Genomic DNA, 20,908 nt, shown 5'->3' with positions numbered 1-20,908 from the left:
GTAACTTTCTAGAAATATCAGACTCAAGACACACCTTCTAAAAATCTAGACAATCCTAGACACGCCCTTCATCAGTGACTAAGAGCGATTTTACGGCTCACCTGTCCACAAGTCTACTGGCAAAGAAGGTTAATGTTCCGCTCAAACAGATTACATTGAGTATAGGATTCCCTCTGGGGTTTTTGTCAGACGTGAAAAGTCGAGTGCAAAACACTCCATAATAGTTGCTAAAATCCTCTGGTCTTAGCAGACATAAGTAATAATAACACAAATTAATGGCGCAAAAATATAGACATTTCGTAGATATTTGTCTAGGGTAGTCTATGTTTTTCAGCTCTGGCAAGCAACAGTTAAAGGCATTCCATTATCACTAGGTTTCAACTTCAACAAAAAAGGAACAGCTTTCTTTACCCAAGACTGCACAGGAGTACAAGACTTTGCTGCCTCCCCAAAACAAATATCTAACATATCAGTATGAATAACTCCAGGGTTGAGAGGAATAGCGGCCATTCCTGATGGTAATTCTTGGGCTAAAGTACGAGTCAAACCCTCAATTGCCCATTTTGAAGCACAATAAGGTCCAACTTGTGGAGAAGTGGAACGTCCCCACCCAGAACTAAAATTAACAATTATTCCGCTCTTTCTAGAAATCATAGCGGGGAGAAAATGACGCATCACATTTGCCACACCCTTAATATTAATATCAATTAATTGGGAAAATTCCTCACTATCAACTTCCCAAACAGACCCTGGTTGATTAATTATAGCGGCATTATTTATTAATAAATCTGGCGGTGAATAATGACTTAATGTTTTAGTTACCCACTCTCGCACAGAATTTTCATCTGCTACATTCACAGAAGTAAACTGATGTGGATTACCATATTTAGTAGTTAATTTTTCAACAGCAGATGCAGAACGAGCACAACCGATAATAGTATGACCTAACCTAATAAATTCATCAGTCATAGCTTTACCTAAACCACGGCTGATACCTGTAATAACAATGACCTTTTTCATCAGTTATATATATTTTTTACTTAGCTATTATTATAATTAAAATCTGTTATAAATCACATTGAAGAAGGAAGAAGGAAGAAGGAAAAAGTGGATGGGGACTCAAACCTCAACCCTCAACTAATTGTAGACACCCTGTAGACGGTGGGGAATTAAACCCATAAATAAAAAGATAATAAAACCCGATCATAATTTAATAATGTTAGCCATTGACAAACAACAATTAGCAGCTTGGGTAGAAACAGGATTAACTAAAACCAAACTAGGTAATTTACCTACTTATATTCCTTCACTTGCTGAAGTTAACCCCAAGAATTTTGCCATAGTTTTACAAAGTATTGAAAATCAGATTATCTCATTAGGTCATGTAGACATAAAGTTGCCTCTAATGAGTGCAATTAAACCTTTTTTACTCTTGTACTTATTATGTGAATTTGGCAGTGATTTTGTATTTAAAAGAGTAGGAATAGAATCTTCAGAAAAGCCTTTCAATTCTTTAGAACAACTGGAAGTTGATGGTGGATGGCCAAGAAATCCAATGATTAATAGTGGAGCGATCACTTTATCATCTTTACTACCAGGAAATACTGCTCAAGAGCGCTGTGAAAATTTTTGTTCTTGGCTTAACAAGTATGGAAAATGTCAATTATTTTTAGATACAAATATATTAGCTTCTGTTGGGTCTTTACCTAATCATAATAATCAAGTTATAGCTGCAAAATTGGTAGAAGCTGGTTATATTCAAGACTCGAAAATTGCTCTAGATACTTATAATCAAATCTGTTGTTTATCTGGCACAATTTTTGATTTTGCTAATCTAGGAATGTTGTTAGTAAAATATCCTTACTCTAAGTGGAAAAAACACTGTTGTGCAGTTAAAGCGCTAATGACTACCTGTGGTTTGTATGAAGCATCAAGTTGTTATGCTGTAAAAATAGGAATTCCAATTAAGTCTGGTGTAAGTGGAATTGTTTTGGGAGTAGTTCCTAGTACAGGAATAATTGTTTGCTATAGTCCTCCTCTAGATAAACAAGGAAATTCTGTAGTAGGTTTATTTCTCTTAGAGCTAATTTCTCAAAATTTACATTTAAGTGTCTTTTACTAATAAAAGTGTAATTAACGTCAGTTCGGATTAAGAGCAGTTATTTAACCTGGAATAATCTGAAACTATATAATCATGTTGAGCGGATGGTAGAATTAGCAACTATAGAATCAGGCTTTTAATTTATCCTGAATTCAGGTTAATTAGTTTTTCGTAAATAAAAAAATGAATCTATTTATGACCGAGTACCTTATTAATCTAGTATAATTTGGCTGTTATCTAATTTCAATATATAGATAAAAGACCAAATTATATTCAATCTTAAAGCTTTATTCTATAAGCTTTTTTCGACTAAAATCTCAGTACATTTTTTGACAGTAAGTTTCATCGAAATATATCATGCAGGTAGAGGAGTAAATTTTTATTACCTAAAACTCTAAGTTTTGTCTCTCATTGAACTGAAAAAGACTATATATAGCAATCCTACAGCGGTTTTCATTTCGGTAGACCACAGTAGAGACGTTCCATGGAACATCCCTACAGGGGGCGTGATTATGACGATGTGGTTCATCAATATGAAAAGCGCTGTAAATCATTCTTGTTGAAGAGGCAAGAAGCAAGAAGGAAAAAGGAAAAAGTAGATGGGGACTCAAACTCCAAGCAATTAGAGTTGTTGGGAAATAAAAATTGAACAATGCTCAAAGGCTTATTCTATAAGGTTTTCAGTATCTTAGGACTGAAAAACGCTATAAACTTTGACTAATAAGGGTTTTAGCCATTTTTTTAGCTTAATTCCCAACAACTCTATTATAAACACTGTGTAGAAGGCAGGGTATTAAACCCAAAAGAAAAAAAATAATTTTATTGCTTCGGTGTTTCTCATTCCCTAAAGTCTACAATATCTCACAACTCAAATAAGATTGCTGTATATCAACCAACTCACTCCAACAAGCCCGGTCTAGAAAAGCGAAAAAGCTTATAGTTAAAGTGCTAATTGCTGTATATCAATTAATTTAGAGTTTGAATATTCATCTTGAGACGCTCCCTGTAATCAAATCATTTTTCAACAATAAAAACTCTCCAATTATCTTACTTTGTTTCTTATGTCCTCAAGGATTTAATTCACTGTTAATATTTTAAATCTAAATCCTGAATAAATCTTTGCTTAATTGATTAGCTGTCAATTTTTCGAGCAACTTATTGGCAAATTAAGTTGTACAAAATTCATAACAATTAGACTTAGATTCTATTTCTGGGGATAAAATTCTGATACAACCCTGTTTATAAAGAAACTGGTCACTATATTTAGGATTCACATTGGCAATGATATTAAACCTTGCCATTATTGCCATTAACTCAGATTTTTTTATAGGTTTGCTTATATAGCCATTAGCCCCTTGTTTCATCGCCCAATATACATCAACTTCTTTGTTTTTACTAGAGAAAAAAACTACAGGTATATTCATAATTTTAGGTTCTGATTTAATTTGACGACAAACTGAATAGCCATTCATTTTTGGCATAATAATGTCTAAAAGCACTAAATCAGGATGTTCTAGTTTGATTTTTTCTAGTGCTTCTAAACCATCACTTGCCAGTATAATATTTAATCCCATCTTAGTAAGAAAGTGTGAACCGAGTTTTCTGACAATTTCGCAGTCATCTACGATTAAGACTGTTTTTTTTACCATGATTATATAGTGAAGCTAATGTATAGTTACCAAACTTGATTGAGGTGTAGATTTAGCACCCATGAATTGGGTGATTTAATACTTGCACTCCTGACTGTTTTCCCAATTGCAGAATGTTAAATTAATCGATTCAGTTAATAATGAAATTTTTAACTAAGAGAATATTAATATTATTAACCTAGTTTCATGATTTTTTGGTAGAGCATACAATCGTATCTACCTGTAATTATAATACACCTTTTAGATAGAAAATCAGAAGTTTTAGAACTGATTTATAAAGTAAATATTAAGAGGCTGAATTTCTGATTGTAGGCCAGTAAAGTAGAAATTTATGAGACCTAGATAGCATAAGAGTTTTCCTGCGGAATGCTGCGCAAACAGCTCAGTTAATAAATCAGGTCTTACCGAAGTTTGTGAAGTACAGTAAGCATTCAGCATTCAGTTATTAGAAGTCAGCCATAAAAATGAAAGACGAATTTGGCACATTAGTCAATATAATTCTTGGTGAAAAAATATAGAGGTAGTCCTATAGGTAGTATTTATAGCAATAGCCAGAGCGGTTAAGACATAGACTGATGAATCTTAAACTAGGCAATGTTTTTCCCACTGTTCTCAGATCCGGTTTTCCCTGTTCCCTGTTATAGTTTGATGTATTTTTATCCAGACTTTCAATTATCATTCAGTCTCTGAATACTGATTTAAACTTAATTTCGCCAAAAGCTATCATCAGTTAAGAGTTAATAAATGATAGCTAAATACCGATAAATTACATTCTTTCTAAAACAGAAATAATGATAGCTGAATACTGATAAATCACATTCTTTCTAAAACAGAAATTCCCAGCAAAGATAATCCCAACTTTAGAGTTATAGCTGTCAAGTAACACAACAATAATCTAGAAGTACGCAAAGGTTCTTCTGAAGTTAACACTGGGCAATTCTCAAAAAATTGATTAAACTTTCCACTCAATTCATATAAATATTCACAAAGACGATTAGGCAACAGTTCAACAGCTACCATATTTAACACTTCATTCAACAACAATAGATGTTTTCCTAACACCAACTCTTGCTCATCTTTCAAGATGATTTTGCCATTCTCTCTCAAATTTTCAAACTCAATTTCTCCCTTCCGAGCAATTCCTTGAACCCGCACATAAGCATATAATAAATAAGGAGCAGTATTTCCATTCAAAGCCAACATTTTATCAAAACTAAACACATAATTACTATTCCGATTTTGACTCAAATCTGCATACTTAACCGCACTCAAACCAACAACTTTAGCTATATTTTCAATAAACTCATCACTCTCCGAACGATTCTCCTCTTCCAGCCTCTTTTTCAAATCATTCCGCGCCCGATTTATAGCCTCATCTAATAACTCTTTTAACCTGACAGTTTCCCCAGAACGAGTCTTTAACTTCTTCCCATCTTCTCCTAATACCAAACCAAAAGAAACATGAACAACTTCCACATTTTCTGGAATCCAACCAGCACGTTTTGCCACTTGCCAAACTTGAGCAAAATGATTAGCTTGACCAGCATCCGTAACGTAAATTAATCGCTTTGCACCCTCTTTTTCAATCCGATGACATAAAGCAGCTAAATCAGTAGTTGCATAATTATAACCACCATCAGATTTTTGTACAATTAATGGTAAACGCTCGCCTTCCTTATTAGTAAATCCCTCCAAAAATACACATTGAGCACCATTATTTTCCTCCAATAAACTTAACTTATTTAATTCTTCCACAACCCCAGGCAACATAGAATTATAAAAAGATTCTCCCCGCTCATTTAACTCAATATCAAGTAAGTCATAAATAACTTGAAATTCCCGGCGAGATTGATTACATAAAAGTTGCCAAGCATAACGACTATCCTCTGCACCAGCTTGCAAATTTACTACTTCTTCCCTCGATTTTTCCTTAAAAATTTCATCCTCATCAAACCTTTTTTTTGCCTTCCGATAAAAAGCAACTAAATCTCCTATATCTAAAACATCAGCAGTTTTTAAAGCTTCTGGAAAAGCTTCTCGTAAATAAGTAATTAACATTCCAAACTGAGTACCCCAGTCTCCCACATGATTTAACCTAAGTACATCATGTCCCTGAAATTCTAGAACCCTTGCCAAAGAATCTCCAATAATTGTTGAACGTAAATGTCCAACGTGCATTTCTTTCGCAATATTGGGACTAGAAAAATCAATGACAACTCGCTGTGGATTTTTTGTCGGGGGAATATTAAGTCGTTCATTTTTGATAATCTGTTGTAAATTAACTTCTATATATTCTGGTTTGAGGGTAATATTGATAAATCCTGGTCCAGCAATTTCTGGAGGCTTACATATATCCGTAATATCCAGCTTTTCAATAATTTGAGTAGCGATCGCCCTTGGTTTATCCTTTAATTTCTTAGCTAAAGACATTGCTACGTTACATTGATAATCTCCAAATTTGGGATTACTAGCTGGAACGACCATTGGATCTGTATTGGCTAAATCTTGACCAAAAGCAGCAACTATAGCTTTGTCGAATTTACTTTTGAGTTGTTCAAGAGTAGAGTTAATCATTATGTTTAATGTTGAAGATTTTAAACTTTTATAGATAATAACTTTCTGCTGTGGAAAAAAGTACTGATATCTGATAGACTAATTCTGAATATTTAAGTAGGTAGGTAAAATCATTTGTAGATTTACTACTCATACAAAATATGCCAGACTAGGGTGATTTTCAAAAAAATTGAAATTTAGGTAATTAGGGGATAATAAATAGATTTAGTATTCAGATATATTTTCTGTTCCCAGATTTAGTATTTTATACCTCGATTAAATGTTAAATTAATTTGGCACAGATACTTATCTAATCCAATTAATTTTTCTTGGCTGCTAGTATTTCAAGTGTAGTATAAGTGTAGTTTTTGAATTTATATGGATTCTGGATGTAGAATCTCCAATTTGACTTGAGATATTTAGATTAGCAATAATTATCTTATAGTTTTGTAATTTTAATAATGAATATAAAAAAAATATAAGCGTACCATTTTAAGAAATGTTAAGATGGTAGGTAATAATACTTGAGGACATTAATTATGTTATCTAAGCCGACTTTTGACGATCATTCCCTAAGTGAATCTTTTTATCAAACACTCATTAATCTTTTCTATGAATCTTTAAGTCTTTCCACTCAATCCTTATTAGGTGAATGTAGTTTTGGCTTTGCTCCCGACTCCCTTGGAGTCAAAACTTTTTTTATTATCGCTCCTTCTATATTAGATGCAGATCGACTAATTCAAGATATTGACAGTCTCAAAAATCGAGTAATGTCTTTAATGGGAGGAGTAGGCAAACTTGCTATTTGTGTCAATCCATTGAAAGAAACAGAGGAGATTAATTCTCAGAATCACGAAGAGGAAACATTTGGAGACTGTCTTGATCAAACCCAAGAATTTTTACCACAGTATATGATGTGTAAAATTTTTCCTATAGACTTATCCAATCAAAATCTAGATTAATTTTTCCATCCAGTTAGATACTTTTGATATCTAAAACTTTTCAAATATTTTTTTTAGTTCAACCTCCGAAATAACTTTGCCGGAAGGATTTTTAATTTTAACTTTGTCGTTAAAATCATCGCTACCTTCATTGTATTTAATTGGTAACAATACATATCTTCCTTGATAGAGAGTTTTATCGGAGGTAATCGTAAATTCTAAATCTTGATTATAAGTGTTCTTTGCATACTGTAAATGTAATCTAGTGATAAATGCTTGTTCGTGATTCATACCCAACTCATTCAACTCTTGAGAATCTAACGGTATTGTATTACACGGGTCACAAAAACCTGTATCCCAAGCATATTCTATAACTACAATTTCTTTTCTTGTAGCTTGAATAGTTGAAGTCAACAATTCTCGATAAAATTCGCCAAATTTTGACTCTATATTTAGTGGCACATCAAAGTTACTAGGAATCACCACATTTTCATAATTATTAACTTCAGCACGACCAGTTTTACTCAAAAAATAAACGACGATATTCAGAGTATCCTCTGAGTTAATTTTTCCCAATTGAAAAGGTAACATAATCTGAGGATAATTCTTAACAGTAAACTGAAGAGGTCTTAAATTTTGAAAACCTAGTTTTTCTTGTGCTTCTAAGTTAACCCTTACCACAAAAAAGAAAAGTTTCTTATTAATATAAGGTTTCAGATATTTAGCAGCACCTCTAGGAATTTTATACTGATTTTCCCTTAACCAACTTTCCAAAGAATTAGACTCTGTTGCACTTAAAATAACAATATCATATTCTCCCGCCGTGAAGCTTTCTATAACTCTTACATTTTGACGGGGATATCTACCTATATCTGCCTCATATCTACCTCTATAAGCACCGTCTTCGTCATAACCCTTATAAGAATGATATTCAACTAACCTAGGAGCAGTAAAATCATCTAAGCGTTGAAAAAGTTTTGGTGAAATAACTTTTACATCTTGCTTTTTGAGTACAACTGGTACTGGTAAAATCAGAGCAAACTCTTCAGGTTCCCCCTTATAATCAAAAGCTAAACTGTAAGTTGTTTGATTGTCTTGATGAGCGATCGCCACTTGTGAGCGGTTATTAAACATTTCAGCATCAACTTTTGCCACAAAAAAGCCACAAAAACTTCTAACTTTTTTGACATCTATAGACATAGAAACTAATATTAAGCTTCCTACTATAGATAATTTGATGATTTTTTTTAGCCTTAGTTTTAAAAACATAACATTCAATAATGGATAATGGATAATGGATAATTGATAATTACCTCTCCCTCAAAGAAAGAGGATTGAATCAAAGGAAAATTTTTTATTTTTTCTCCTTTAAAAGAGAGGCTTTAAACCTTAATTATTCGGTAAATAAATATAGGAATTTTCAAATTAAAGATACACGAGTTTCGGATATTAGAGAACAGGGAAAAACTACAAAGATAGAAACTAATATTAGTAAGCATTTAGCCATCAGCTATCAGCTATCAGCTATGAGTTATTAACTCATTATCTTGGAAGAAGGAATTAGTAGTCAAGGACTGAAATATGTTTGCGCAGTATTCCGCAGGAAATGAAATATTTATGTCAGCTAACCTTAGTCTTTGCTTGATTCAAATAAAAGCTGATAGCTGACTGCTAATAGCTGTTTGCGCAGCATTCCGCAGGAAATGCTTACTAATATTCAGCTTCCAACTCTAGAGAATTTAGTGATTTTTTTAAGTGTGACTTAGTAGAATATATCAGTCAGGAAATATTAATCTGACTCCCAGGCGATCAGATGAATTTATATTCATAACTAATAGAAAAAATCTTCTATATTCGTTTTTTTCTTCTTCCCTGTTCCCTGTTCCCTACTCTTGGAGAATAACTATATTTTAGTCAACTTTGTTAGACGATTTTTTTGTGGTTATATCATGTCTGGATAATTAGTGATAAAAACTTTCTCCTTCAACTCCAGTTCTTCTTCTTTCTTCCCTCCTGACTCCTGACTCCTGACTCCTGACTCCTCCATCGTTATTTATTTATCACTGTTCAACCGGACATGATATTAATAGAAAAAACCAGAAATGAAGAAATGAAGAAAATCCTGACTAAACCGAAGAAATGCTAAATCGCAACTTAATATTAACTACGATGACACTAAAATCTAGAACTCAAAACCTAGAACAAACCTAACATGGTAGAACTAACACCTAATCCTTCATTTAGTCTAACAATTCGCCTCGAAACTCCTAACCGCACCGGAATGTTGGCCAGCGTTACCCAAGCTATCGCATCAGAAGGAGGCAATATAGGCCACATTAACTTACTAGAGCAAAGTCGCCGAATTACACTTAGAGAAATTACAGTCGATGCCTATAGTACCGAACATTCGGAGAAAATCGTCCAAGCGGTTAAAGCATTAACAGAAATAAAAGTAGTTGATGTCTACGACCGCACCTTCAATTTACATCGTGGTGGTAAAATAACAGTCCAAGGTAAAATACCACTAAAGTCTCAATCTGACCTATCAATGGCCTATACCCCAGGAGTAGGCAGAATATCTAAAGCAATTGCAGAAGACCCCGAACAAATCTATCAACTTACCATTAAACAAAATACAGTTGCCATTGTTACAGATGGTAGTGCAGTTTTAGGATTAGGTAATTTAGGCCCAGGAGGAGCTTTACCAGTAATGGAAGGTAAGGCAATGCTATTTAAAGAATTTGCTGGAGTAGATGCCTTTCCGGTCTGTCTCGCTACTCAAGACACTGATGCTATTATCGAAACAGTTAAAAATATTGCTCCTGTATTTGGAGGAGTAAACTTAGAAGATATTGCTGCCCCCCGTTGTTTTGAAATAGAAGCCAAACTACGCCAAATATTAGACATTCCAGTATTTCATGATGACCAACACGGTACTGCAATAGTTAGTTTAGCTGCATTGATTAATGCTTTAAAGTTGGTCAAAAAATCTATAGAAGATATTCGTATTGTAATTAATGGAGCTGGTGCTGCAGGAATAGCGATCGCTCGTTTGTTACGCAAAGCAGGGGCCAATAAAATTTATTTATGTGACTCTAAAGGTATAGTATCAAAAGGTCGTACAGGTTTAAACCCAGAAAAACAAGAATTTGCTGTTGAATCTTCAGGTACTCTAGCAGATGCTTTGGTAGACGCTGATGTATTTTTAGGTGTCAGTGCTCCAGGGGTTGTTACCCCAGAAATGGTCCGTTCTATGGCTAAAGACCCTATAGTATTTGCTATGGCTAATCCTATTCCAGAAATACAACCAGAGTTAATTACAGGAGATGTGGCAGTCATGGCCACAGGTCGCAGTGATTACCCAAATCAAATTAATAATGTTTTGGCATTTCCCGGTATATTTCGCGGTGCCTTAGATTGTCGGGCCACTACCCTGACATCTACAATGTATTTAGAAGCTGCTAGAGCGATCGCCTCATTAGTCAAAGCTTCAGATCTAGACAAAGAACATATTATTCCTTCGGTCTTTGATACTAGGGTCGCTACTGCTGTGGCAGGAGCAGTGGCCCATGCTGCTCGCCAAGAAGGAGTAACCATTTAAAAGCTTTTAGATTTTTAAAATATAAATATCTTTAAGAAGTAAACATATCGCTATCTGTACCAAATAGTGAGTAGTGAGACCCCAGGGTCTCATTTTTTCTTGAATTTTTTTTGATTATTTCTTTTCAGAAAGTTACCAATAGTAACAATTTGATCAATATTTGCTGCAAATAACTAGGTTATTTTTTAGGAATCAGTGGTAGGGGAACCGTCGGATTGGCGACGTACAGAATGAATAGCTTTGATACCATTTACTAGGTCAGAATTTATCTTTGTATTCCAAAGGACATCTCCTGTCAAGTCTTTTAACTGCTCTGATTATTCATAACATTCTTTTTCCACCCTTGATATAAAGTGTGATTTATCAAAAAATTAAATATTGTAGAGCAGTTTCAAACCTATCCCAATCTGAAAAAATATAAAATATAACAGGGAACAGTGGGAAAAACATTTCCCCTTATTTCGATTCATCTCATCATCACTCTATGTCCTAACCTACCTGTTTATTGCTTGCTATATATCAAAATAAATAAATCAAATCATCAATGGTAACTACAAAAAAGATTCGTCGGAAAACTCGTAAAGTTCCAATATTTGAAAGAATGATGGCATTTTTAGCCCTAGTAAATTTTATTCTAGTGCTATTTAACATCAGCTATATTACCTTTCGTGATTTTTATTTTGAGCAAATCCCAATGCTCACAAAAAGATACGACCCAATAAAGGGAATTGAATCTAATAGAGATACAGAAAAATACTTAGATCATTTGGAACAACTGGAAACGAAAATACCTCAAGGTGCTGATTCTTTAATAGTACAAGAAGAGTTGGCAGAATTACGAGAACTTAGCATAGAAATGATCGTTCAAAATCCTTTCGCAGTTGCCAACAAAAGCGGCTCTTTAGAAAAAATAAAAAATAGAATAAGGGATAGAATTCCTAATTCAGAAGATTCTGCAAAAGAATCATTTAAAACCTTCTGGAGTCAAGAATACTTAACAAAAAATGGATGGATTGAAGAACTGGAATGGTTTGAAACAGAAATCAAACCATTAATTGCTAAAAACTATTATCGTGGCATCGGTGAAAGTGGAGGACTAGCTGATTATTTTGGCATAATCGACCTACCATTTATAATTATATTTGGTTTAGAATTTTTAGGCAGAACATTTTTAATTAGTCGTCGTTATCCTAGCGTAAATTGGCCAGAAGCGATGCTCTGGCGTTGGTACGATATTTTTCTACTATTACCATTTCTACAGTTTTTACGGATAATTCCTCTAACAATTCGCCTCAATGATGCTCAAATTATAGACCTAGAAACAATTAGGGCACAAGCTAGTCGAGGTTTTCTTGCTTCTATTGCTCAAGAACTAACAGAAGTAGTAATAATGCAAGTAATTAATCAAGTGCAAAAAGATGTCAAAACAGGAGAATTAGCAAAGCAAATATTTTCCTCTCAACAAAAAACTTATATCGATCTAAATAACATTAATGAAATCGAAGCGATCGCTACTAGATTAGTACAAGTAACTGTCTGCAAAGTAATACCTCAATTACAACCAGATATAGAAGCTCTAATCCGTTACAGTGTAGAGAAAATAGTAGAAGAATTACCAGTTTTTCAGAGATTTCAGCAAATACCAGGAGCAGAAAATTTAGCAAACCAACTATCAGAAAGATTAATTAAAGAATTATCCAATATTGCTACCGAAGGACCCCAAAATGCTTATGAAACAATTAAAATAGCAATGGCAGATCCAGTAGGAACAAAATTATCTAACCAGCTAGTTCAAAACTTCGGTAAAGCACTAAGTACAGAATTACAACAAGAACACACATTAGAAGAACTTCAATCCTTAGTATCAGCCTTTCTTGAAGAAGTAAAAATTAACTATGTGATGCGAATGAGCGAGGAAGATGTCGAAAAAATTCTAGAACAAACCAGACAACTACAGCTTAAAGCTAATCAACCCCAAAATAATATAAGCTAATACCGTTTCACGGAAGTCAAAAGTCAAAAGTCAAAAGTTAAAAGTTAAAAGTAAGATTTAATAGACAGAAAACTTTGACGTTTAAAGTATTGAAACGTATTATTTGACATGATAACTTTGAAACTATTTGTGACATCCTTAAAGTGAAATGGTATAAAAAGTTAATTGCAATCGGAGAAAAAATTAACTTGCTTCTCAACAAAAAATATGATATACTAATGAATTAATAGTTTAATAGAGCTAATTTAGTAGGGAAAACCTATCCCAATTCTCAACTTGTAAAATGAGTAATGAAAAAGTATCATAACTCTTACAGGAAGTAGAATTTAAAGTTAACAAAGCAGTTGTTGCTATTCGACAAGGCAAAATCAAGAAAGCCTCGTCTAAGCGAAATTTGTATAATCTGTAAAGGATTTAAGTTAATGTTAACAATTGTTAACGGGGAGTGGGTGAAGCCCACTTTTTTTGTTGCATTTGTCCTATGAGTCATCCATTAATACCACAAATCATCAATTTTGCTACCCCTATTGCCGAGTCCCTAGGATTGGAATTAGTAGGAGCAGTATTTCATACAAATCAGCATCCTCCAGTGCTGCGTTTGGACATTCGGAACTTTCATCAAGACACAGGTTTAGATGATTGTGAACGTATGAGCTATGCCATAGAAGAATCACTAGACGCAGCAAATATTATTTCTGAACCATATTTACTAGAAATATCCAGTCCTGGTATTTCTAAATTTTTGGATAATGACCGAGATTTCATTGCCTTTAAAGGGTTTAGCGTTACGGTAAATACTTCCGAACCCTATAAAGGTAAAAATCAGTGGATAGGGCAACTGGTTGGTCGCGATCAAACAGCAATTTACATTAACCAAAAAGGACGACAAGTAACTATTCCACGCTCTCTAATTATGACTGTTGAATTACAGGAAGGAAGGTAATTAGGGTTTGCGCTTCACTAGTCTTTTGTTAAGGGTAGGAGTCAGGAGTCAGTCCTCAGGAGTCAGAATAAATGGGAATTATAGAGGAGGTAGTCGGAATAATTTTCCCTTGATTTTTCTACCCTTGTCTGCCCAAAATCCTAACTTTTTGGTAGCTCAAGCTTAAAAAGTTGCACTTTTTTTCAGTATAAAAAGGCTGAAGCTTTTATCTGTACTTGTTCTTCTTTTCTTGTTTTTTCAATTCTCAAAGTTTAAGCTCTCGAAAAAACAAAAAATACTTCACTTGAATACCTAAATTATTAATATCCTAATCTCACAAGGATGAAAAAAAAACTCGCCTCATAGTACAAAAACTTAGAAAAATAATAGAGGATAAAAATTATGTCAATGGTTAATTTGCCTGGACTTAAAGATATGATCGAAGGTATTAGTAAAGAGCGCAATTTACCAAAACAAGCAGTTCAAGCTGCTTTACGTGAAGCTCTACTAAAAGGATATGAACGCTACCGACGCACTCAACGTCTAGATGGAATTCATTTCACAGATGATTACTTTGACAACTTTGAAGTAGAGTTGGATGTAGAAGAAGAAGGATTTCGAGTATTGGCCACTAAAACCATTGTTGAAGAAGTAACCAATCAAGACCACCACATAGCTCTGAAAGAAGTTATAGAAGTAGCTCCAGAAGCCCAGTTAAATGATACCGTATTCTTAGATGTCACACCAGAACAAAATGAATTTGGTCGTATGGCCGCTATCCAGACCAAACAAGTATTAGCTCAAAAACTACGGGATCAGCAGCGCAAGATGATTCAAGAAGAATTTCAAGATTTAGAAGGCGAAGTTCTTCAAGCAAAAGTCCTAAGATTTGAAAGACAATCAATTATCTTATCTGCAAGTAGTGGTTTTGGTAGACCAGAAGTAGAAGCTGAACTACCTAAGAGAGAACAATTACCCAACGATAACTACCGTGCTAATGCCACATTCAAAGTTTATCTCAAGCGAGTATGTGAAGGCTCAACTCGTGGGCCTCAGTTACTTGTATCCAGAGCTGATGCTGGTTTAGTAGTTTATTTATTTGCCAATGAAGTCCCAGAAATTGAAGATGAGATAGTGAGAATTGTAGCAGTAGCCAGGGAAGCAAATCCGCCATCCCGATATGTTGGCCCGAGGACTAAAATTGCAGTTGATACTCTAGAAAGAGATGTAGATCCTGTCGGAGCGTGCATTGGTGCGAGGGGATCGAGAATTCAGGTAGTTGTGAATGAACTGAGGGGAGAAAAAATAGATGTGATTCGCTGGTCTCCAGATCCTGCAACTTATATTTCCAATTCCCTTAGTCCAGCTAGAGTAGACGAAGTTCGTTTAATCGATCCAGAGGAAAGGAGAGCGCATATTTTGGTATCTGAGGATCAACTTAGTTTGGCTATAGGTAAGGAAGGACAAAATGTGCGTCTGGCCGCTCGCCTCACTGGCTGGAAAATTGATATTAAGGACACTGATAAATACGATCATGCTGAAGAAGATAGCAAAATTGCAGTTGAAGTTTCTCATCGGCAAGCATTAGCTGAACAAGAAGAAGCTGAACAAGAAGAAGCTGAACAAGAAGAAAACAATACTGAGGAATTAGAGTTAGAAAATACAGATTTTGACGATCCAGATAATTATTCAGAAGTTGATGAAACTGAATATCCTGTGGAATTAACTTAAATATTAAAGATTATAATTTCAGAGATAGAGTTAATTATTTACAATCAAAATCATATCGGTTTGCAACTTAAAAAAAGCAAGTATTCATAGAGTTGTATGGCATTAAAAAAATAAAACTGTAAACAAAATTAATATGAAGTTGCATAGAATAATATTTTAATCAGAGTTGACTATAGATTAAGACAGACGAATTAATAAATTTCATAATTCTGTGCAACATAACATAAAATTGGTATAAAACCTAAAACCTCATTTTGTGCAACATAACATAAAATTGGTGTAAGTTTTTAACTATTGCTAATTAAGAAGTTATCTGGATTTTGCTATACCAGGCGCGATCAATGTTTGTTTGTTACAAATACTTAGGGTGTTGATAGTAATCAGTAGTTACCGAGGTTAGGTCTTAAGCATTTCTTGGAATGAGGCTTGATTTTTAGCTCTTTAATACATTATGGGTAAAGTTCTTACTTCACTTTGATTGTTTGTATAGCAGAAGGAAGAAGAAAAGACCTAAAGGCCGAAAAATCTTCGTTATCTGAGTTTTAAACTTTTGATATGTCCGCCCCCTTTCCTTCGACTGCTATAGCATTCATAATGAAAATTGGTACAATACCAATTTTCATAATTAATTTATCCGCAAACCGCTATGATTACAATTCATTTAATCTACTATCATAGAATTAAATAATTAAAAGCTTTTATTCAGATAAACTGTTGACTTTAGATTGATAAAAGTAGCTACTCTTAGTATTAATTTGTGCAATAATTTATCATTTTCTTTGTGGGTTTAATACCCCACCGTCAACGGGGGTGTTCACGCATTACTTGGGGGGAGCGAATCCCCATGTAATTTTCCTCCTGTCTCCTGTCTCCTGTCTCCTGTCTCCTTCTTCAATGGCAGATATCAAAATTAGAGGTTTTCAGCACAATGTCATTATTTTTAATTAATCAATGGGATTTAATGAAGAGTAAAGTGAATGATTTTTATAACTTTAATTGGAATTTTGAAGTATGAGAAAATCAAAATTTTCAGTAAAAACATTAGGGAAAATATCTATAAATATATTGGTTAATATTTGCCAATTTATTTTGAAAAAAACAAAAAGTAATTGAGTAAAGTTTTAATCAACGAAAAAGTAAAAATGAAGCCAAATTACCGTCGGTGTGTTAGCTGTAAAAAACTTGCTCCTAAAGAAGATTTTTGGCGAGTTATTCGTATTAAAAAATCTTCTACCATTAGATTAGATGAAGGAGAAGGACGCTCAGCTTACATTTGTCCACAAACAGAATGTTTTCAAATTGCTCGTAAAAAGAATAAATTAAGCCGTTCACTTAAAACCCATGTATCACCAGAAATATATCAAGCATTATGGCAAAGATTGAAAAATTCTTCATCCAAAAAATGATCGCTGAAAATAGTTGTACAACAGAATAATATTTGCATTATCCACAAATTAACTCTGAATTACTAAATAAATCGAATACCACAACTAATTTTGTGTATCTTCTCTAGCAGTTAGATATTTCATTTCTAAATTAATATATACCTATAAGTTACTGAGCTATGGTGCATTTTAATTTTAGATAGCTGAACAGCTTAAGACAGCATTGAGACCACAGAAAAATTATAAATCCTGCTAAGATAGATATTCCGAGGGCAATAAATGTCTTAGGAAACTTAAACTATGATTGAAATCAATATATCTATAAAAGTCAAACCCTTGACTCAAGTACCACAAAGATTATATGTATAAAAAATCACAAACTGAAATTGTGAAATTGCAATTAATAAATAGTAAACTTCAACTATGATTGAAATCAATATATCTATATATCTATAAAAGTCAAACCCTTGACTCAAGTACCATAAAGATTATATGTATAAAAAATCACAAACTGAAATTGTGAAATTGCAATTAATAAAATTGCTTAAAAATTTAACTTATATGTATAATTTTTAACCTATCCCAAAAAATCAAGTCTAGTTAATAAATGGAGCAAGTAGACTTTCAGGGAACTACTCTGAAATACTCATTTCTCCAATCTAAATAGTGATGGGTTTTAAGTAAAATATAAACTTAATCGAGACAGTAGCTAAACAATTCATAAACTGAAAGCAGTGAAAATAAAAAAAAAGCTTTTAAGTAGCTAAACTGAGCCTAATGCTAGTATGATTGTAGTGTAGTCGTTAAATAAACATTATAACAATGTAAAATTATAGATTTGTAAAAGAGAGGGTAGAGTGGATGAACAACGGAAAAGTAAGAATTTACGAATTATCAAAGGAATTGAATTTGGATAACAAAGATATACTAGCAGTTTGTGAACAGCTCAACATATCTGTGAAGAGTCACAGCAGTACTATTACAGAACCAGAAGCAGAACTAATCCGCAAAACAGCAGAAAGCTTACCCCACTCTCCCAGTAGGTCTGCTGTTCCAGAAAAAAGTAACTCTCAAAATCAAGAGTCAACTTTCAATCATAACGAGGGTAAAAAACAGCAGATATTAGAAATACGCAAACCAAGACCAAAACCATTAGAAGAAAGAGCTAAACTCAAAAATCAAACCCAAACCCATAATAATAACGTTCAATTAGTGGCAACTCCTCCAAAACCTCCAGCACCGGAAGCATTAGATCGGCAAATTCAACCTCTCAGTAAACCAAGGCCAAACCTGTCCCTAAAGCTAGAGGGAGAAAAAGGTAAATCTGTATCAGCAGTAGATAAAAAGTCTACAGATATAGCTCCAGACAGATCATTAGAAAAAACTGTCACAGAAGTTCCCCAGTTAGTAAGACCACCTGTAAGACCAGCACCTCCTAGCATAAATCGAAATCTACAAAGTCCCTCCATAACAAAGCCTAATCAAAAAAATAAAAAAACAAAGCAGGAAGGTAAAAAAAGAAAAGATAGAGAAGAAAAACCTTCTCAAAAGCCTGCAATTGTTAATAAAAAGGAAAACAAAGATACTTCTCAAAAAGAAAGTGTAAGACCACCTATTCTCAGCCCTGAAACCTCAAGTCAGTCAAAGCAAAAACATCGAGATAGACCTACGGTTAAACCAAAGCAAGTTCAAGAATTACAAAAACCTCAACTTGCACCAAAACCGAGACTAAAAATATCAGTTGATTCTCCAAAAGATACAGATATTGATTTAGATATAACAGAAGAAAAAGAGCCAGAAGAAAAAGTAATAGAATTAGATTATAATAATGAGGTAGAAAAACCAAGAAGAAAAATAATATCTCCAAGTAAGCCTCCATCTGCAAAATTAAAGAAAGGTCCAACTTGGGAAGAAGAAGAAGAAGATTCAAGCGAAATTGCTCAGAAAAATGCTAAAGCTAGTGCAAAAGCTAAACGTCTTCGTCCAAAACCACTCCTAGAAGATGATGATGAAGATTTAGAAGAACTTTTAAATAAGCCAGAACCAGTAACAATGAGCTTATCTTTAGCTCGCCCACCAAAACCAAACAGTAGTCCTGGCAAAACTAAATCCAATTCTGGTAACAACGCTCCCAGCATCAAAAAGAAATCTAGTAAATCACAGCAACCTGTCAAGTCTGAAATTGCTGAACAAAATCAATCTGTTGAAGCTCAACCTTTAGAAAAGCTAGTAATTAATTCGAGCATGACAGTTCAAGAATTAGCAACAGCTTTGGCAGTATCAGAAACAGAGATTATTAAAAGACTGTTTATGAAAGGTATAGCAGTCAACATTACAGAAAGCTTAGATATTGCCACCATAGAAATGGTAGCAGAAGAAGAAGGAATTCCTGTAGAAGCCCTAGAAGAAGAATCAGCAGCGAAGAAAACCACTGAAATGCTAGAAGATGCCGATCTAGAAAAACTGGAACGTCGTCCACCAGTAGTAACAATTATGGGACACGTCGATCATGGAAAAACCAGTCTTCTAGACTCAATCCGTGCAACTAAAGTAGCAGCAGGAGAAGCAGGCGGTATTACTCAACATATTGGAGCTTATCATGTTGATGTCGAACATGAAGGTAAGATGCAACAAGTAGTATTCTTAGATACTCCTGGTCACGAAGCTTTCACTGCAATGCGAGCTAGAGGAACAAGAGTTACAGATGTCGCAGTGCTAGTTGTGGCAGCAGATGATGGGGTACAACCACAAACCATAGAAGCTATCAGCCATGCGAAAGCTGCAGGAGTACCACTTATAGTAGCAATTAACAAGGTTGATAAGGAAGAAGCTAACCCAGATCGTGTTAAGCAAGAATTGATGGAACATGGCTTAGTTCCTGAAGAATGGGGTGGTGACGCTATTATGGTTCCAGTTAGTGCGATCAAGAAACAGAATCTGGATAGCTTACTAGAAATGATTCTTTTAGTGTCCGAGGTAGAAGACTTGCAAGCCAACCCAGAACGTTTGGCCAAAGGCACCATAATTGAAGCTCACTTAGATAAAGCTAGAGGACCAGTAGCTAGTTTGTTAGTACAAAATGGGACTTTGAAAGTGGGAGATATTGTAGTTGCTGGCTCCGTCTACGGAAAAGTGCGGGCAATGATTGATGACCGAGGCGACCGGGTGGAAAAAGCAAGTCCATCTTTTGCAGTAGAAGTTCTTGGTCTCAGAGACGTGCCTCAAGCTGGTGATGAGTTTGATGTATTTGAAAATGAAAAAGATGCTTCATCAATTGCTACAGATAGAGCAGATGCTAAAAGAGAATCTCGGATTATGCGTAGGACAACTCTTGGTGCTGTTTCAGCTCGTGCCCAAGCAGGAGACCTCAAAGAACTAAACTTGATACTAAAAGCAGATGTTCAAGGTTCTGTTGAGGCTATTGTTGCAGCTCTGCGACAACTACCTCAAAAAGAAGTCCAACTAAGGCTATTATTCTCTGGAGCTGGAGAAGTGACAGAAACAGATATTGACTTAGCAGCTGCTAGTGAAGCTGTGATTATTGGCTTTAATACAACGATGGCATCAGGAGCACGTCAAGCAGCGGATGCGGCAGGAGTAGATGTGCGGGAGTACAACGTCATATACAAACTGTTGGATGATGTTCAAGGGGCAATGGAAGGTCTATTAGACCCTGAGCTAGTAGAGGAACCGTTAGGTGAAGTAGAAGTACGTGCTGTGTTTACGATTAATCGTGGTGCTGTTGCAGGTTGCTATGTGCTTTCTGGCAAAGTTATCCGTAATTGTAAGGTGCGAATACGTCGCAAAGGAGAAGTTATTCACCAAGGTGTACTGGACTCGCTAAGGCGTATCAAGGATGATGTAAAAGAAGTCAACGCAGGTTATGAATGTGGCATTAGCTTAGACAACTTTAGTGATTGGGCTGAAGGTGATATAGTTGAAGGCTACCAAATGGTAACTAAGCGCCGGAAACTGTCTATTTAAAATACTCATTATCAGGCAGAAGTAATATCCCTCTTTTGTTACTCTCCG

The 20,908-nt window shown here is 34.6% G+C and carries 14 protein-coding genes; 10 read left to right on the top strand and 4 right to left on the bottom strand.

Annotation, left to right across the window (positions count from 1 at the left end):
• Window positions 1-330 precede the first annotated feature (330 nt).
• Window positions 331-1,020, bottom strand: a complete 690-nt coding sequence (locus D5R40_RS06580; RefSeq protein WP_124154400.1) for an SDR family oxidoreductase — start codon at window positions 1,018-1,020, stop codon at window positions 331-333.
• Between the two features lie 196 nt (window positions 1,021-1,216).
• Between D5R40_RS06580 and D5R40_RS06575 the strand changes: the two genes are divergently transcribed.
• Together D5R40_RS06575 and D5R40_RS34735 are read left to right on the top strand one after the other, a co-directional pair.
• Window positions 1,217-2,122 (top strand): glutaminase, encoded by a 906-nt coding sequence (locus D5R40_RS06575; RefSeq protein WP_124154399.1) that lies wholly within the window; start codon window positions 1,217-1,219, stop codon window positions 2,120-2,122.
• A gap of 463 nt (window positions 2,123-2,585) precedes the next feature.
• The gene (locus D5R40_RS34735) at window positions 2,586-2,750 is read left to right on the top strand and encodes a hypothetical protein (RefSeq protein ID WP_161564534.1); all 165 of its coding nucleotides are present in this window, start codon (window positions 2,586-2,588) and stop codon (window positions 2,748-2,750) included.
• 517 nt (window positions 2,751-3,267) lie between these two features.
• On the opposite strand, the gene D5R40_RS06570 is transcribed toward D5R40_RS34735, so the two are convergent.
• Both D5R40_RS06570 and argS read right to left on the bottom strand, forming a co-directional pair.
• On the bottom strand, window positions 3,268-3,750 hold the full coding sequence (locus tag D5R40_RS06570) for a response regulator (RefSeq protein ID WP_124145090.1): 483 nt from the start codon (window positions 3,748-3,750) through the stop codon (window positions 3,268-3,270).
• Between the two features lie 813 nt (window positions 3,751-4,563).
• A complete protein-coding gene (argS, locus tag D5R40_RS06565) occupies window positions 4,564-6,321 on the bottom strand; it encodes an arginine--tRNA ligase (RefSeq protein WP_124145101.1) in 1,758 nt (585 codons plus the stop codon).
• Between the two features lie 521 nt (window positions 6,322-6,842).
• Between argS and D5R40_RS06560 the strand changes: the two genes are divergently transcribed.
• Window positions 6,843-7,265 carry a hypothetical protein gene (locus D5R40_RS06560; protein ID WP_124145089.1) on the top strand — a complete coding sequence of 141 codons (423 nt, stop codon included), beginning with the start codon at window positions 6,843-6,845 and terminating at the stop codon, window positions 7,263-7,265.
• 30 nt (window positions 7,266-7,295) lie between these two features.
• On the opposite strand, the gene D5R40_RS06555 is transcribed toward D5R40_RS06560, so the two are convergent.
• The gene (locus D5R40_RS06555) at window positions 7,296-8,513 is read right to left on the bottom strand and encodes a DUF2330 domain-containing protein (protein ID WP_124145088.1); all 1,218 of its coding nucleotides are present in this window, start codon (window positions 8,511-8,513) and stop codon (window positions 7,296-7,298) included.
• A gap of 943 nt (window positions 8,514-9,456) precedes the next feature.
• Here D5R40_RS06555 and D5R40_RS06550 point away from each other — a divergent pair.
• The 7 genes from D5R40_RS06550 to infB all read left to right on the top strand — a co-directional run bounded on the left by D5R40_RS06550 (window position 9,457) and on the right by infB (window position 20,860).
• The gene (locus D5R40_RS06550) at window positions 9,457-10,845 is read left to right on the top strand and encodes a malic enzyme-like NAD(P)-binding protein (protein WP_124145087.1); all 1,389 of its coding nucleotides are present in this window, start codon (window positions 9,457-9,459) and stop codon (window positions 10,843-10,845) included.
• Between the two features lie 544 nt (window positions 10,846-11,389).
• The gene (locus tag D5R40_RS06545) at window positions 11,390-12,838 is read left to right on the top strand and encodes a hypothetical protein (RefSeq protein ID WP_192901125.1); all 1,449 of its coding nucleotides are present in this window, start codon (window positions 11,390-11,392) and stop codon (window positions 12,836-12,838) included.
• A gap of 481 nt (window positions 12,839-13,319) precedes the next feature.
• A complete protein-coding gene (gene rimP / locus D5R40_RS06540; RefSeq protein WP_124145086.1) occupies window positions 13,320-13,781 on the top strand; it encodes a ribosome maturation factor RimP in 462 nt (153 codons plus the stop codon).
• Between the two features lie 7 nt (window positions 13,782-13,788).
• Window positions 13,789-13,947 (top strand): hypothetical protein, encoded by a 159-nt coding sequence (locus D5R40_RS34730; protein ID WP_161564945.1) that lies wholly within the window; start codon window positions 13,789-13,791, stop codon window positions 13,945-13,947.
• Between the two features lie 215 nt (window positions 13,948-14,162).
• Window positions 14,163-15,491, top strand: a complete 1,329-nt coding sequence (gene nusA, locus D5R40_RS06535) for a transcription termination factor NusA (protein ID WP_124145085.1) — start codon at window positions 14,163-14,165, stop codon at window positions 15,489-15,491.
• Between the two features lie 1,142 nt (window positions 15,492-16,633).
• Window positions 16,634-16,897: a YlxR family protein gene (locus tag D5R40_RS06530; protein WP_124145084.1), complete on the top strand. Its 264-nt coding sequence runs from the start codon at window positions 16,634-16,636 to the stop codon at window positions 16,895-16,897.
• 840 nt (window positions 16,898-17,737) lie between these two features.
• Window positions 17,738-20,860 (top strand): translation initiation factor IF-2, encoded by a 3,123-nt coding sequence (infB, locus tag D5R40_RS06525; RefSeq protein ID WP_124145083.1) that lies wholly within the window; start codon window positions 17,738-17,740, stop codon window positions 20,858-20,860.
• The last annotated feature ends 48 nt before the right edge of the window (window positions 20,861-20,908 follow it).

The organism is Okeania hirsuta (assembly GCF_003838195.1).
In the GTDB taxonomy this organism is placed as follows: domain Bacteria; phylum Cyanobacteriota; class Cyanobacteriia; order Cyanobacteriales; family Microcoleaceae; genus Okeania; species Okeania hirsuta.
The sequence above is the reverse complement of the archived record's forward strand: the minus strand, read 5'-3'. Positions and strand labels throughout refer to the sequence as shown.

What these genes read in the sequence shown, in the direction of transcription:
- D5R40_RS06580 (WP_124154400.1), bottom strand. Translation starts at nt 1,020, where the DNA reads ATGAAAAAGGTCATTGTTATTACAGGTATCAGCCGTGGTTTAGGTAAA.
- D5R40_RS06575 (WP_124154399.1), top strand. Translation starts at nt 1,217, where the DNA reads ATGTTAGCCATTGACAAACAACAATTAGCAGCTTGGGTAGAAACAGGA.
- D5R40_RS34735 (WP_161564534.1), top strand. Translation starts at nt 2,586, where the DNA reads ATGGAACATCCCTACAGGGGGCGTGATTATGACGATGTGGTTCATCAA.
- D5R40_RS06570 (WP_124145090.1), bottom strand. Translation starts at nt 3,750, where the DNA reads ATGGTAAAAAAAACAGTCTTAATCGTAGATGACTGCGAAATTGTCAGA.
- D5R40_RS06560 (WP_124145089.1), top strand. Translation starts at nt 6,843, where the DNA reads ATGTTATCTAAGCCGACTTTTGACGATCATTCCCTAAGTGAATCTTTT.
- D5R40_RS06555 (WP_124145088.1), bottom strand. Translation starts at nt 8,513, where the DNA reads ATGTTTTTAAAACTAAGGCTAAAAAAAATCATCAAATTATCTATAGTA.
- D5R40_RS06550 (WP_124145087.1), top strand. Translation starts at nt 9,457, where the DNA reads ATGGTAGAACTAACACCTAATCCTTCATTTAGTCTAACAATTCGCCTC.
- D5R40_RS06545 (WP_192901125.1), top strand. Translation starts at nt 11,390, where the DNA reads ATGGTAACTACAAAAAAGATTCGTCGGAAAACTCGTAAAGTTCCAATA.
- rimP (WP_124145086.1), top strand. Translation starts at nt 13,320, where the DNA reads ATGAGTCATCCATTAATACCACAAATCATCAATTTTGCTACCCCTATT.
- nusA (WP_124145085.1), top strand. Translation starts at nt 14,163, where the DNA reads ATGTCAATGGTTAATTTGCCTGGACTTAAAGATATGATCGAAGGTATT.
- D5R40_RS06530 (WP_124145084.1), top strand. Translation starts at nt 16,634, where the DNA reads ATGAAGCCAAATTACCGTCGGTGTGTTAGCTGTAAAAAACTTGCTCCT.
- infB (WP_124145083.1), top strand. Translation starts at nt 17,738, where the DNA reads ATGAACAACGGAAAAGTAAGAATTTACGAATTATCAAAGGAATTGAAT.